Consider the following 14,340-nt stretch of genomic DNA (forward strand, 5'->3'; position numbering starts at 1 on the left):
TATGCGTACCATCATCGTCATGTTCGACAGCCTGAACCGCAGGATGCTTCCGCCCTATGGCGGCGATCCCGATATCGCGCCGAATTTTGCCCGCCTTGCCAGGCGCGCCGTCACATTCGATCGTTGTTATGCCGGCTCGATGCCCTGCATCCCGGCGCGGCGCGAAATGCACACCGGCCGCTACAACTTTCTGCACCGGTCGTGGAGCCCGCTCGAACCTTTCGATGACAGTGTTCCGCAGATGCTGAAGGAGGCCGGGATCTACACGCATCTGATCACCGATCACCAGCACTACTGGGAGGACGGCGGGGCGACCTACCACAATCGATACGCCTCCTACGAGTTCTTCCGGGGTCAGGAGGGCGACCTGTGGAAACCCGATGTCGCAGCAAGCGTAGGGGCCAGCCTGACCGATATCGGCCCCAGAATGCGCAGCCAGGACGCCATCAACCGCGCCGCGATCGAAGCCGGCGGCGTCCATCCGCAAACGGGCGTGTTCGAAGCCGGCCTGTCTTTTCTGCGCGACAACGCCAAAACGGATAACTGGATGGTGCAGATCGAGACCTTCGATCCGCACGAGCCCTTCTATTCCTCACGTCGCCACATGGCCCGGTTCAACGACCCTCAAGGCAGCGACGCCACTTTCGACTGGCCGCCCTACGCCCGGGTAACAGAGGACGAGGCGACGGAGGAGGTGGCGCGCAATCGTTATCTTGCACTCCTGTCCATGTGCGATGAGAACCTCGGCCGCGTGCTGGACCTGATGGACGAACAGGAGATGTGGGGCGATACCGCCCTCCTCGTCTGCACCGATCACGGCTATATGCTCGGCGAGAAGGGGTGGTGGGGAAAATCCGTCCAGCCCTGGTACGAGGAAACGATCCACACGCCGCTGTTCTTCTGGGATCCGCGCGCCGGGATCAAAGGCAAGCGACGGCGGGCGCTCGTCCAGACGATCGATTTCGGCCCGACGCTCCTCGACCTGTTCGGCCAGCAGCCGACCAAGGATATGCAGGGGCACTCGCTGGCCCTGCATATGGAGGCCGACCGGCCCCGGCGCGAGGCGGCCCTTTTCGGCTCCCACGGCAGTCACGTCAACGTCACCGATGGCCGTTACGTGTATATGCGCGCGCCGGTCTCGCCCGCCAATGCGCCGCTTTACGAATATACGCTGATGCCGATGCATATGCGGGCCATGGCTTCGCCCGAGGCGCTGAGCCGCGCGGAATTTGTCCCCGGCTTTTCCTTCACCAAGGGATGCCGGCTTCTCCGTTTACCGGCATGGGGCCTCGGAAACCCGTTTGTGCACGGCACGCTGCTCTTCGATCTCGAAACGGACCCGGATCAGGCCACTCCCCTTCGCGATGACGCGCTTGAAACCCGGATGGCGACGCTCTTGGTGAAGCTGATGCGCGAAAGCGAAGCCCCGCCGGAGCAGTTCGAAAGGCTCGGCCTGCCGCAGAGCGGGGCCATCACGCCCGACCGCCTTCTGGTCGCCAGGCAGGCGGAGCAGGCGGCGCGCGCCCGAAAATACGCTGTGCGCCGGGACGCGTTCCCGCCGGACGCCATCATCCGCTCAGAACCAGTCGGCAAACTGCTGCAGATCGAGGCCGCCCGGCCGCTTCTGATCGAAGCCTTTCCGCTACTCGCGAATGCCGCGATCCCTTCCTCCTTCGGCCACAAGACCGTCATCGAAGTCGCCGCGATGCAAGCCGGAACGGAGGAGGCCGAACTCCGGGCACTCGAAGGGCAACTCAAAACCGCTTTGGCGACTGATTGAAGAGCAGCGACCGGCAAGCCATGCCCGTGCCCGGCTATCCGGTTTGGGCAAGACGTCACTTCTGATGCTTTATTGACGGCTTGCTGATTGCAAAACAGGCAGTCGCGAATGCGCGAATGACGACTTTTCACATTTTCATAAAATATTTTTTTCAAGCTCTCGCTCGCCAAGCTCGGAAATATATCGCCTTTCCAATGGCCTGACGTGGGCCGTCCTTGAAGGGCCTGCGTCGTTTTGAACCAAAAATCGTGAAAAAATTCGACTCTGCACATTCAACGCCCAAAGTGCCGAAACTTCATGCAGTCGCGCCATTTGCAAAAAAAGTTTCATCTGTAGTCTATTCTCATCCATAGCATTGATGAGACATACCATGACCGCCCTCAATCCCGCCCCTTCCGCCTTCCGCGCCGACCTTCGGTTCGAGCGCCTTCTGGATGGTTTCGAGCCGTCCTTCGCGTTCGAGCCGGTCGGCCCGCTGCCGGAAGGCGAGTTCGTCGACCGTCTGCGCCGCATCCGGCGGGAGGCGACGGTGGCCGGATATGACGTGATCCTCATTCATGCGGATTCGATCGGCTCCTACAAGGTTTCGAACTCCTATCTGCGCTATGTCTGCGACTGGGCGCGCGAAGGCGTTCTTGTGGTTCCGACGGATGACGACAAGCCGCTGACGCTGTTTTCGATCTTCAGCAGCTCGGTCCTGCTGCCCCCGGCGGGCGAACCGGTTCTGGTCGAGGATATCTGGCAGGTCGGCACCTGGGGCCGCGAGACCTATAATCGCCCCGGCAAAACCGTCGACAAGGTGGTCGAGGCGATCGGCGATTTCCTTCAACGCGAGGGATTTTCCGTTGCCCAGATCGGCCTTATCGGCGATGCCACCTCGAAGCCCTACTGGGACGGACTGAAGGCGCATCTGCCGAAGAGCGGCTTTGCCGATTGTTCGTCGATCATCGACCGGATGCAGAAAATCCGCTCACCGCGCGAGCAGGCGGTGGTGCGCGCCGCCGCCCAGCTCGCCGATATCGGCATTGAGGCCGCCTATCATGTAATCAGGCCCGGCGTGACCGATCATGAAATCTATGCCGCCTTCACCTATGCCCAGATGGCGCGCGGCGGCGAGACCGGCGACGGCTACCAGATCGGCATCAACCGCTTCGGCACCCATTGCGGCAAGCCCTATGGCCATGTCGTGCGCAACGGCGACCTGATCAACCTCTATATCTCGGCCGTGATCTATCAGGGCTACACCGCCCAGATCGCCCGCATGATCGCCGTCGGCGATATCACTGACAAGCAGGAGGAAGTCCTCGAAATGTGCGTCGAGGGCGTGGAAAAAGCCGCCGCCCTCGTGCGGCCCGGCACGCTTGTCTCGGACGTCGCCAATGCCTCCTTCGAACCCTATATCGAACGCGGCTACCTCACATCCGCCGACAGCCGGACCATGCCCTATAACTGGGTTTCCGAAGACGACGGCCAGCCGCGGCTCGTGCCCCGCAAGCACGTGCCCGATGAAGACTGGGAGCGTCAGGGCCGGAAACTGATGCATGTCTATCCGGCGACGCTCGGGCCGCACAATCCCAATGTCGGCCATTCGGTTTCGATGCAGAAATTCCAGAACTACAACATCCAATCCAACAATCACGACCTTCTGGAAGAAGGCATGACCTTCGTGCTCCATGCCCAGTGGCTGGAGCCGGAAGTCGCCGGCTGCAATGTCGGCGACTGCTACCTTGTGACGGCGGACGGGGCCGAGAACCTCAGCTGCCACACACCGCTTGCGCCCCATCGGGTGAAAGCGGACTGACCCCCTTCTCAAGACCCAAAACAAAAAGCAAACTTCAGCAGGAGAACAAACATGATTGACAGAATTCGCAGACGAGGCCTGCTCGCCTCCGCCCTTTTCATCGGCCTTGCCGCCACGCTCGGCAGTCCCGGAACGAGCCTGGCCCAATCGGGCGACAAGACCACGCTGGTGATCGCCAATTCGCAGTGGCTTGATGCGCTCCGCGGCCAGAATCTCTGGGCCGCGATCAAGAAATACGAAGAGGTCAACCCGGATGTGACGCTGGAGCAGGAGGCCATCCCCTCGGCCGAATTCGCCGACAAGCTGACCACCGAAATGGGCGCCGGCCAGGGTCCCGATATCGCGATCATGCAGGAGGGCCTGTTCTACACCATGGCCGATGCCGGCTTTCTCGTCGATGTCGGCAGTGCGGTCGATGGCGTCGATCTCAACAGCACGAACGAAAACGGCGTGATTGATGACGTACGCTACGGTATCGCCTGGCAGCGCGCCGTCTATGCCCTCATTTTCAATACCGAGGTCACCGAGGCGGAGGGCGTCGCGATCCCGGCCACCGTGCAGGAACTGATCGCCTCCGCCAAGGAATCCATGGACAAGAACCCGGGCGTGATCGGCTTCACCGCCCGTCACCAGATCAACGATTTCACCGGCTGGTTCATGGATTTCCAGAACTGGGCCTATGGCTACGGCGTCAACTGGGTCGACGGGGACGGTAACCTCACGATCAACACGCCGGAAGCGGTGGCGGCGGTCGAGGCCTTCAAGGAAACCTATGATTCCGGCATCATCCCGATCGGCGACAGCATGCCCACGCAGCGCACACGCTTCAAGGAAAAGCAGGTCGCCTTCTCGATCGACAATTCCGGCGGCACGCTCAACATTGCCTCGGGCGGCGCGCTGCCAAGCGCCGATATCGGCGCGGCCGCCTTGCCGTTTGCCCATCCCGGCGCCCATCAGCAGATCTTCCTCGGCGTGAGTTCGCACAGCGATCATCAGGACGAAGCCATTGCCTTTCTCACCTGGCTCGTCAGCCCCGAGGGGCAGCAATCTCTGCGCGGTGCCTCCGGCCCCGATACGCTGGCGACCGATGTGCCGGTGACCGAGGCGTTTGCCGCCGCCAACCCCTGGGCGCCGACCTTCGCCACGCTCGCCGAGACCTCACGCAGCACGCTTATACCGGGCTATGAGGTCGAAACGCCGCAGATCATGCGCTTCGTCATGCAGGCCGTGGAAAAGGCCATTCTGACGGATACCTCCGCGGAAGACGCGCTGGCCGAGGCCCAGACGCAGGTCGACCGGCAGTTCTAGAGCAATTCCAGGTGAAGTGGACACCGGTTCACCGTCCGGAATTGCGTAAAAACAAAGAGATAGAGCCTTTTCGCGTTTCCGTGAAACGCGGAATTGCTCTGAGCGAAAGGGCGGAAAAGTGATGATGAAGGCTCATAAACGCTTCCCAAGCCTGCCGCGGCTTGCCGCTTACGGCTTCATTCTTCCGCCCATGCTCTATCTGGTGGTGTTCATGTTCTGGCCGCTGGGGCGACAGATGTATATGAGCCTCACCAATACGCGGATCATCAACCCCAACCACGGCCGGTTCATCGGCCTTGGCAATTACGAGCGGCTGTTTTCGGACCCGTCCTTCTTCCAGTCCGTCCGCGTCACGCTCGTCTATGCCGCGCTTGCGGTCATCTTCGGGGTGACGCTCGGCGTCATCTCGGCGCTGGCGATCGACCGCCCGTTCCGGGGCCGGGCGATCGTGCGCAGCATTCTTCTGTTCGGCTGGGCCGTGCCGAATGTCGCAGCCTCGCTGATCTGGCTGTGGATGTATAATGACCGCTCCGGCGTGCTGAACCGGATCACCGAGGCGCTCGGGCTTGGCCGCTATGCCTGGCTGACGAGCACCGACCTGGCGCTGGCGGCCGTGGTGGTGGTCACCGTCTGGCAGGTCGCGCCCTTTGTCATGCTGGTCGTTCTCGCAGCGCTCCAGTCCGTTCCGGGCGAAGTGCGCGAGGCGGCCACCATCGACGGCGCCGACGGCCTCAGCACCTTCCGCATGGTGACGCTGCCGCATATCCGCCCGGCGATCCAGCTCGCTTCGCTTCTGGTCTGCGTCTGGTCGATCCGCCGCTTCGATATCATTTACCTGCTCACCGGCGGCGGGCCGGTCGGCTCGACCAGCACGCTCGTGGTGAAGATCCGCCAGGTCGCATTCGAGAACCACGAACTCGGGCTGGCCAGCGCCTATGGGGCGGTCGGGCTGGTTCTCGCCCTTGCGATTGCCGGACTGCATTTCCTGTTCGAACAACGCCGCATGAAGTGGATGTCGCGCTGATGACGAAGAAACACCTGACCCTCAAGCTGCTGCGCTATCTGCTGATCGGCGTGCTTCTCGTCTGCGCTGGTTTTCCGGTCTACTGGATGGCGGCCACCGCGCTTTCGGCCAACTCCGAGCTTTACGGTTCCGGACAGTCGTTCTTTCCGCAGCTGAAGCATTTTCCCGCGCTGCTGCACGACCTTGGAGAGGTGCCGATCGGGCTCTGGCTGTTCAACACGCTGCTGGTTGCCGCCGGCGGCACGGTGTTGAGCCTCGTGCTCGGATCGCTGGCGGGCTATGCGCTCAGTCGCTTCCGCTTTCACGGCAAGGGTCTGGTGGGTTTCTTCCTGTTCGTTACCCAGGTGGTCCCGGAAGCGCTCATCCTCGTGCCGCTCTATGCGATGTTCATCACCTTCGGCCTGCTCAACAGTCTCGCGGGACTGGTTCTCGCCAATGTCGGTTTCTCGCTGCCGGTCGCCTGCTTCGTGCTCAAGGGCGCGATGGACGCCGTACCCTACGAGATCGAAGAGTCGGCGATCATCGACAACTGCCCGCGTTTCTCGATCCTGACGATGATCATCCTGCCCTTGATCATGCCGAGCATTGCCGCTGCCGCCGTCGTTGCCTTCTTTGCCGGATGGAACGAGTTCCTGTTCGCCTCCACCTTCCTGATGGATCGCGACAAGTGGACGGCGAGCGTCGGGCTTGCTTCCTTCGTCGGCCAGTATGAAACCCCGATGTCGGCGGTGATGGGCGCTGCCCTCGTGTTCAGCATTCCGGCCATCGTCTTCTTCCTCCTCATCCAGCGCAAGATCGTTGCGGGCCTGACGGCCGGCGCGGTCAAAGGATAACGCCATGCCCGCCTTGAGCTTCAGGAACGTCTCCAAGTCGTTCGGAGACAACACCGTCATCAAGACCTTTGACGCCGACATCCATGACGGCGAGTTTCTCGTCCTTCTCGGCCCCTCCGGCTGCGGCAAGTCCACGCTGTTGCGCATGATTGCCGGTCTCAGCGACATCACCTCCGGCGAGCTGCTTTTCGATGGCGATATCGCCAATGACTGGCAGCCGCGCCGGCGCGGCGTCGCCTTCGTGTTCCAGACCTATGCGCTCTATCCGCATGCCACGGTCCGCGAGAACATCGCCTTTCCGCTGATCATGGATGCGTTTCGCCCCTGGTACCATCTGCCGGTCGTCAACATGATCGCCCGCGCGCGGCTGATGAAGCGCGCCGACATTGCCGAACGCACGCTGCGCATTGCCCGCCAGCTCGAACTCGAACCGCTGCTCGACCGCCGGCCGGCAAGCCTCTCCGGCGGCCAGCGCCAGCGTGTGGCGCTGGCCCGCGCGCTGGTGCGCAACCCGTCGCTCTATTTGCTCGATGAACCGCTTTCGAACCTCGACGCCAAGCTGCGCACCCAGATGCGCTCGGAAATCTCGGCGCTGCACCACAAGGTCGGCAAGACCTTCGTCTATGTGACGCATGACCAGGTGGAAGCCATGACCATGGCGACGCGGATCATCATCATGAACAAGGGCATCGTCCAGCAGGTCGGCACGCCCGACGAGATCTACGACCAGCCGGCCAACACCTTCGTCGCCCAGTTCGTCGGTTCGCCGCCGATGAACCTCATCCCGGCAACGATCCGGGAGGGCGAAATGCGGCTTTCCGGCCGTCTCGCCGTCGACCATCCGGGTCCCATGCCGAAGCGCCGCGAGGTGACCTTCGGCATCCGTCCGGAAAAGCTGTCGATCCAGGCATCCGGCGAGGGACGGCTCCCCGCCCGCGTCTCGGTGGTCGAGCGTCTCGGCGCCGAGACCGTGATCGGCTGCCGACTAATGACCGGCGAGGAAGACCACGACCGGCTGCTGGAAACCGACCTCGTTTTCGTACGCGTCTCCGGCCATCTCAAAATGGCGATCGGGGAGGCCTGCTCGCTCGACTATCAGATCGAGGATGCCCTGCTCTTCGACATCGAAGACGGCCGGCGCCTGGCCTGACCGGGCATATTTCCGACAAAGAGACCATCATGCAGACATTTCACATCTCCGCGACCGGCCACAGCCTCAACTACCTGCCCGAATATGTCGCGGTCGATCAGGGCTTCTTCGAGGAGGAAGGCCTGAGGGTGACCGCCGAGGTCCCCTCCCCCTGGGACCGCGTGCTCGACGATATCGGCTCGGGCAAGGCTGAGGCCGCCCTTGGCGGCATTTGGGTGCCATCCATGTTTCACGGGCGCGGCAAGCGCTATGTGCCCTTCGCCCAGGTGGCGGCCCGCGCGCCGCTGGCGATTGTCGGGCGGGAGCGGCCGGCTGAGTTCGAATGGGCAGCCCTCGCCGGCCGCACCATTGCGATGAAAGGCAGCAACGGCGCCAGCGTCGGCCTGTTCATCAAGATGCTGCTGCGCGAGAACGGCGTCGATCCGAGGGCCGTCGACTTCGTGCAGGATCTGGATGGCAGGATGCTGACGGACCTCTTCACCGGCGGCATGGGCGATTATCTGGTCATCGATTTCCCCTCCGCCGTGACGCTCGAAACGGCCGGCGGCGGTCATGTGGTTCAGCCGCTTCCCGTTACCGGCGGCAATGTCCCGTGGAGCGTCTACTATAGCGAGGGTGAGCCGGACGACGAACGGCGCGACACCCACGCGCGTTTTGTCCGCGCGCTCGGTCGCGGCATGAACTGGATCCTGGACCACGAGGCCGAAGACTATCGCGATTTCCTGGCGGCGACCTTCCCGAAATTCGCGCCCGACCTGATGGTGAACCTTACCAATGTCTATCGTGCCAACGGCATGTGGACCACGCCCCGTATCGACAGCGATGCCTATCGGCGCTGGCAGACCGGCATCTGTGATGGCCATCTCACCGACGCCCCGATCCCCTACGCAACACTGATCGACCAGCGGCCGACAGCAGCCTGAACACGTTCGAGAGAGCAGAAAACGATGCGCATCGCCGTCATCAATCCCAATACCACGACCGCCATGACCGCCCGCATTGCCGAGGCAGCGCGCGCGGCGGCCAGCCCCGGAACGGACATCCTGGAACGCCAGTCCCTCTATGGCCCGGATGCCATCGAGGGTCCGTTCGACGGGGCACTCGCCGTGCCGGGTCTTTTGAAGGCCATCACCGCCGCCGAGGCCGAAGGCGCGGAGGCGCATGTGATCGCCTGTTTCGACGACACCGGCCTCGACGCCGCCCGCGCCGTCGCCACACGGCCGGTAGTCGGCATCGGCGAAGCCGCGTTCCATGCCGTGACGCTCCTCGCCCACAGTTTCTGCGTGGTGACGACGCTTACCCGTTCCGCGCCGGTCATCGAGGACAACATTCTGCGCTACGGTTTCGCCCGGCGCTGCCGCCGGGTCTTCGCCTCGGATATCCCCGTCCTGGCTCTGGAAGACCCTGAAAGCGGAGCCTTCGAGACCATTTCGGACTTCATCGAAAAGGGGATCGCCGCCGGCGCGGAAGGTGTTGCCCTCGGCTGCGCCGGCATGACGGGCTTTGCCAAAGCGCTTCAGGCGCGCCACGACATCCCCGTTGTCGACGGGGTCACCGCCGCGGTGGGTCTCGCTGAAATGCTGGTGCGCTGCGGCATTTCCACGTCGCGCGCCGGCATATGGGCGCAACCCTCCCGAGCGCATCTGCTCGCGGCCGAATAGGAAGGCCGGCGCCTACACGGGACCGCCCGGCGTCTGCGGGGTCGATACATCGTCCAGTCTCTTGACCAGCCAGTCAATTCGCTCGTAGCGCTTCAGGCTGGCATCGCCCATCGTGGTCGCCACGCTCCAGGCGAGATAGTTGATGATCGTGAGGGCGGCCGAAAAGGAATTGAACGGCGATGGCGACTGGCACCGGCAGCGTAGCACATGCTCTGCCGCCTTGGCGCTGGCAGAGGCGCTGAGATCGGTGATCAGGACGGTGGTGGCGCCGGCCGCCCGCGCTTCCTTCAGGATCGTTGGCAGAAGCCTCGGCCTGCGACGGAAGGCGATGACGAGCAGGACATCGCCCTTGTCGATCGAGGCGATCTCATGGGAATAGCTGCCGCCGCCGACCGGGACGACCTGAACATCACTCTTCATCAGCGTGAAATAGTGGGCGGCCTGATGGGCAAGGCCATAGCCGCTCCTGAGACCCATGATCCAGACGCGGCGCGCCGAAACGATCGCTCTGCTGACCGCCTCAAGCGTTTCCGGCGGCAGCCCCTCGGCAGTGGCGCGGATATTGTCCAAGTCCATCTGAACCGTTGTGGCGATGGACGGCTTCTTCGCGAATGCTTCGTTCTCGCCTTCCAGACCCGCCCGCGGCGAACCCCAGTGCTGATCTTCCCGTATCTGCCGCTTGGCATCCGGATAGGTCTTGTAACCAAGCGTGCGTATGAGGCGCGCCGCCGTTGCCTTCGAGACATGCGCCCGCTCCGCCAGTTCCCCGGCGGTATAGCTCGGCAGATCCATCTGATATTGCAGCAGAATATCGGCAAGCCGCTTTTCCGCGGGCGTCAGCGTCGAATAGATCGCATAAATCCGGGCCTCGAGCGACCGCTTGACCGTCTGTCCGCCTTCCGGCTTGCCTGGTGAACGCACCATTATTCCTTCTCGCGAAAGCTGATCATGAAAAAATCGCGCCGGCAGGCGCAGGTTCGAACCACACCGGATGGCAGGGACCTGTTTCGGTTCAGGTTATGCGACCGACGCCGGCGCGTCCAGTATGGGCACGACATAGTGCCGGTCGTCGGCGGACGGCGCTGCAGCAGCAGCCTTACTCCTCCTCGCCCTCGGCCACAGCCGCCATCGCCTCCTCCTGCACGGCCTGTCGGCTGAGCAGTCCCGCATCCTCGAGCGCCTCGATATCCGGCAGATCGCGGAGCGTTTCCATGCCGAAGGTCGAGAGAAAATATTTGGTCGTGACATAGGTATAGGGCGCGCCGGGTGTCGGGCTGCGGGGACCGGAGGCGATGAGAGCGGCGTCGCGCAGGGACCCGATCGTGTCGCGGCTGACCTCCTTGCCGAAGATCTTTGACAGTTCGGCGCGGGTGATGGGCTGGAAATAGCCGATGGCCATCAGCACCATGGATTCGAATTCGGAGAGGGCTGGCACACCGCCACGCGTCGGCGTTGCGGAGGCGCGGATGGCGTCGGCATAGGCGGGGCGGCTGCGGTGCTGCCAGCCGCCGGCGACCGGGACAATCTCGTAGGGCCGGCCGGCGAGTTCTTCACGGAGATCGTCGATCAAAAGGTCGATGCTGCAGGCCTTGCCGACCACGCGGGAAAGCGTTTCGCGGGTGACCGGCTCGGCGGCGGCGAAGATCACCGCCTCGACGCGCAGCATCCATTCGCGCCAGCGCAGATCGGGCGGCAAGGCCTCAAGCTCCCGATCAAAGAGGCGTTCGCCTCCCGCCCCTTTGTCTGCGGCGTTCGCTTTCCGGCGGCCTTTTTTAGCGGCGGAGGGTCCGGTCATGGTCACAGTCCATAAATCCGGAAAGAGGAGCGACCGGAGAGCTCGCGCACGGCGCTAAAGCTTTCAAGCCGTTCGAACAGACGTGACGCCGCCCAGCGGGAGAGATTGCTGCCGGGTGCCGACGCCGGCATGGCGTCCTCGTCCAGCAATTTCTGGATGACGGGGCCCGCGCCCTTGGTCCGCACCTTCGACGCCACGGCCACAAGAACATCGGCCCGCCGCGCGATCGCATCCGCCACGCGCAATGCGGCCCCGGCCCCGTCAGCGAGCGCCAGGCAGACGGCGCGGGCAAACGCCGGTTCCCCGGCCCGCACACGTCCCCTGCCCCCGATGGTCCGAAACGCCGGGCCGTAGCGCTCGGCCATCAGCAGCGGCACGGGACGGTCCCATTTGAGCTGGGTTGCGATCATCATGTCAGCCATCGCCCACGCGAGCGGCTCGGCATCCGATCGTGCGGCGAGGATCGCGGTGACAAGGTCGGCGACCACGAAGGGAACCGCGCGGCCGGACTGGAGCGCGGTTTCCGTCAGCTCCGGGATGGCGGCGAGGTCGTCGTCAAAGGCGATCCCTATCAGATCGGCGAGCTCTTCGACCTGCTTTTTGGAGAAGCCGGGCTTTCGGGTGGCGAGCCTTTTGTAGGCCAGAAACACCTTTCCGGCGGGGCCTGGATCGTCGCCGGCGGCGGTGAGCAGGACGGCGTCGCGCAGCCCCGCCTCGTCCTCGTTGCGGCCGGTCAGGCGGATGGCGCTGGAGGCGCATTTGAGCGCCTGCCGCGCGCGCCAGCAGCCGGCCCAGGCTGGTTCGGAGCGAACGAGATCATCCAGCGATTTCAGGGCGATGCCGGCCGAAAAGGCGGCATCGGCTTCGGTCAAATCGGGCCCGCGCGGGCGAGCCCAGCCCGGCATGGCGGCGGTGGGCATGACTGTGTTGGCAGGTGTGGCGACGCGCGAATCCATGGCGATGAAGCTACAGGATAAGAGCGGTTAATGCTAGCTAAATCGGTACAAACCGCACAGCTCGTCTTTTTACTATTATGATTGATAATCATGCAATATCGTTCATAATGTTCATTCTAAAGAAAAGTCCCATTTTGAGGCCCTCCATGCCCGAAAACGACGCCGATCCGCCCGCCAGCCCGTCTCTCGGCACGAGCGCCGCTTATGAATTGCAGCCGGCGGGGACGTCGGGCGCGTTGACGGGCCACCTCGCGCCGCTGGTCGAACGCGCCCGCGGTTACGTCGACGCCTCGAGCGCGGCCAATACGCGGCGCGCCTATGCCGCCGACTGGGCGCATTTTTCCAGTTGGTGCCGGCGCAAGGGTCTTTCTGCCCTGCCCCCGAATGCGGAGATTGTCGGGCTCTACATCACGGCGCTTGCCTCCGGCGAGGCCGCTGCCGGGGCAAAGCCGAGCGCGGTGTCAACCATCGAGCGGCGGCTTTCGGCGATCTCATGGAACTATGCCCAGCGCGGCCTCTCGCTCGATCGCCGCGATCGCCATATCGCCACGGTGCTTGCCGGCATTCGCAATCGCCATGCCGCGCCGCCGCGCCAGAAGGAGGCGATCCTGCCCGAGGAGTTGATCGCCATGGTCGAGACGCTCGATCGCGGCACGCTGCGCGGCCTGCGCGATCGCGCCATGCTGCTGATGGGTTTTGCCGGCGGTCTGCGCCGCTCGGAAATCGTCGCGCTCGATTGCGGCCGCGACCAGACGGAAGACGGAAACGGCTGGATCGACATCCTTGACAAGGGGATGCTTGTGACGCTCCGGGGCAAGACCGGCTGGCGCGAGGTGGAGATCGGCCGCGGGTCTTCCGATCTCACCTGTCCGTTGGCGGCGGTCGAAACCTGGCTGAAACTTGGCAGGATCGGCCACGGCCCCCTGTTCCGCCGCGTCACCGGCAAGGGCAAGGCCGTCGGGCCCGACCGGCTGAAGGATCAGGAGATCGCCCGCCTCATCAAGAAGACGGTGCTTGCCGCCGGCATTCGCGGCGATCTGCCCGAGGCCGAACGGGTCAAACTGTTCTCCGGCCATTCGCTGCGCGCCGGCCTCGCCTCCTCGGCCGAAGTCGACGAGCGCTACGTGCAAAAGCAGCTCGGCCATGCTTCCGCCGAGATGACAAGGCGTTATCAGCGCCGGCGCGATCGCTTCAGGGTCAATCTCACCAAAGCGGCGGGGTTGTAGCAGCCCCTCCCCTGCCGTGGCTCTCTTAGAGCTTTGGGCCGTGTCGGGAGCGCTCCGCAATGCTCGACAGATCAACTTTCTTGCCCGCGACATCCGCGACGATCTTCAATGTGCCGCCAAGGGATTCGACATAATCGCGAAGCGTCGACAGCTTCATGTCGGCCCGCTTCTCCAGTCTCGAAACATTGTTCTGCTTGATACCTGTTGCGACGGACACATCCTCCTGCGTCCGTCCGGCAAGTACGCGCAGTTCCCGCAGATTGTAGGCCGTAACAAGCTCGCCGGTACGCTTTTCAATAGCGCCTCGTTCTTCTTCAGGAAGCGTCTGCATCAGCTTATCGAGATCATCCATGTTTCTCCTCCAACTCGCTCAACTGCTCATCGTACCGCTTGTCCGCCAGATCGATCAGGCGCTTGTAAAAGAGTTTCTGGCTCACACCGCTCTTTGCACCGCCACAGAGGACTTATAGCCTTTCGCTCCGGATCGAAGGCAAAGGCGAGCCGCCATTGCACCTTCAACGCCTTGACGCGCGGTTCCTTCATCTTCGCGTGTTTGGGGCCTTCCAGTGTGTCGACCTCAGGCCGTCCCAATCGAAATCGCTTTTCGCGAAGCGGCACCAGATGCGCGAGCAATTCGACCCGAACATCTGCTGGAAGATCTGTGATCTCGCCTTTGAAGCGGTCACGAAACGCGACCTTCCATTTCGCCATTTAATATCCTAATTGATATAGATACTTTGGGATATGTAGCTAACCTCTCTCCTTAAGGCAACAGTAACTCTTCCTCTGGAGAGGCCAGCAAATGA

The 14,340-nt window shown here is 63.1% G+C and carries 15 protein-coding genes; 9 read left to right on the forward strand and 6 right to left on the reverse strand.

Annotated elements, in window-relative coordinates; translation table 11 throughout:
• The first annotated feature begins 1 nt into the window (after position 1).
• Positions 2 to 1,780, forward strand: a complete 1,779-nt coding sequence (locus tag FF124_RS18960) for a sulfatase (protein ID WP_138750049.1) — start codon at positions 2 to 4, stop codon at positions 1,778 to 1,780.
• Positions 1,781 to 1,915: 135 nt separating this feature from the next.
• Here FF124_RS18960 and FF124_RS18965 read toward each other — a convergent pair whose 3' ends face one another.
• Positions 1,916 to 2,110 (reverse strand): hypothetical protein, encoded by a 195-nt coding sequence (locus FF124_RS18965; RefSeq protein WP_138750050.1) that lies wholly within the window; start codon positions 2,108 to 2,110, stop codon positions 1,916 to 1,918.
• A gap of 40 nt (positions 2,111 to 2,150) precedes the next feature.
• On the opposite strand from FF124_RS18965, the gene FF124_RS18970 reads away from it, so the two are divergent.
• The 7 genes from FF124_RS18970 to FF124_RS19000 all read left to right on the forward strand — a co-directional run bounded on the left by FF124_RS18970 (position 2,151) and on the right by FF124_RS19000 (position 9,557).
• Positions 2,151 to 3,581 carry a M24 family metallopeptidase gene (locus FF124_RS18970; protein WP_138750051.1) on the forward strand — a complete coding sequence of 477 codons (1,431 nt, stop codon included), beginning with the start codon at positions 2,151 to 2,153 and terminating at the stop codon, positions 3,579 to 3,581.
• Positions 3,582 to 3,632: 51 nt separating this feature from the next.
• Entirely contained in the window at positions 3,633 to 4,889 is a 1,257-nt protein-coding gene (locus tag FF124_RS18975) for an ABC transporter substrate-binding protein (RefSeq protein WP_138750052.1), read from the forward strand.
• A gap of 121 nt (positions 4,890 to 5,010) precedes the next feature.
• Positions 5,011 to 5,913, forward strand: a complete 903-nt coding sequence (locus FF124_RS18980) for a carbohydrate ABC transporter permease (protein ID WP_138750053.1) — start codon at positions 5,011 to 5,013, stop codon at positions 5,911 to 5,913.
• The gene (locus FF124_RS18985; protein WP_138750054.1) at positions 5,913 to 6,746 is read left to right on the forward strand and encodes a carbohydrate ABC transporter permease; all 834 of its coding nucleotides are present in this window, start codon (positions 5,913 to 5,915) and stop codon (positions 6,744 to 6,746) included. The genes FF124_RS18980 and FF124_RS18985 overlap by 1 nt, the downstream gene beginning before the upstream one ends.
• 4 nt (positions 6,747 to 6,750) lie before the next feature.
• Positions 6,751 to 7,896 carry an ABC transporter ATP-binding protein gene (locus FF124_RS18990; RefSeq protein WP_138750055.1) on the forward strand — a complete coding sequence of 382 codons (1,146 nt, stop codon included), beginning with the start codon at positions 6,751 to 6,753 and terminating at the stop codon, positions 7,894 to 7,896.
• 29 nt (positions 7,897 to 7,925) lie between these two features.
• Positions 7,926 to 8,819 (forward strand): ABC transporter substrate-binding protein, encoded by an 894-nt coding sequence (locus FF124_RS18995; protein ID WP_138750056.1) that lies wholly within the window; start codon positions 7,926 to 7,928, stop codon positions 8,817 to 8,819.
• A gap of 24 nt (positions 8,820 to 8,843) precedes the next feature.
• On the forward strand, positions 8,844 to 9,557 hold the full coding sequence (locus FF124_RS19000) for an aspartate/glutamate racemase family protein (RefSeq protein ID WP_138750057.1): 714 nt from the start codon (positions 8,844 to 8,846) through the stop codon (positions 9,555 to 9,557).
• 12 nt (positions 9,558 to 9,569) lie between these two features.
• On the opposite strand, the gene FF124_RS19005 is transcribed toward FF124_RS19000, so the two are convergent.
• The 3 genes from FF124_RS19005 to FF124_RS19015 form a co-directional block, all read right to left on the reverse strand.
• Positions 9,570 to 10,481, reverse strand: a complete 912-nt coding sequence (locus FF124_RS19005; protein ID WP_138750058.1) for a MurR/RpiR family transcriptional regulator — start codon at positions 10,479 to 10,481, stop codon at positions 9,570 to 9,572.
• Positions 10,482 to 10,653: 172 nt separating this feature from the next.
• Positions 10,654 to 11,352, reverse strand: coding sequence for an SMC-Scp complex subunit ScpB (gene scpB / locus FF124_RS19010; RefSeq protein ID WP_138750059.1), 699 nt, complete (start codon positions 11,350 to 11,352; stop codon positions 10,654 to 10,656).
• 2 nt (positions 11,353 to 11,354) lie between these two features.
• Complete coding sequence (locus FF124_RS19015) at positions 11,355 to 12,308, reverse strand: DUF1403 family protein (protein WP_138750060.1); 954 nt, start codon at positions 12,306 to 12,308, stop codon at positions 11,355 to 11,357.
• Positions 12,309 to 12,454: 146 nt separating this feature from the next.
• Between FF124_RS19015 and FF124_RS19020 the strand changes: the two genes are divergently transcribed.
• Entirely contained in the window at positions 12,455 to 13,534 is a 1,080-nt protein-coding gene (locus FF124_RS19020) for a tyrosine-type recombinase/integrase (RefSeq protein ID WP_138750061.1), read from the forward strand.
• A gap of 25 nt (positions 13,535 to 13,559) precedes the next feature.
• Here FF124_RS19020 and FF124_RS19025 read toward each other — a convergent pair whose 3' ends face one another.
• Both FF124_RS19025 and FF124_RS19030 read right to left on the reverse strand, forming a co-directional pair.
• Positions 13,560 to 13,886, reverse strand: coding sequence for a helix-turn-helix domain-containing protein (locus FF124_RS19025; protein ID WP_138750062.1), 327 nt, complete (start codon positions 13,884 to 13,886; stop codon positions 13,560 to 13,562).
• Between the two features lie 26 nt (positions 13,887 to 13,912).
• Positions 13,913 to 14,245, reverse strand: coding sequence for a type II toxin-antitoxin system RelE/ParE family toxin (locus FF124_RS19030; protein WP_425462551.1), 333 nt, complete (start codon positions 14,243 to 14,245; stop codon positions 13,913 to 13,915).
• Positions 14,246 to 14,340: the final 95 nt, after the last annotated feature.

The organism is Martelella lutilitoris, assembly GCF_005924265.1.
GTDB classification, from domain to species: Bacteria; Pseudomonadota; Alphaproteobacteria; order Rhizobiales; family Rhizobiaceae; genus Martelella; species Martelella lutilitoris.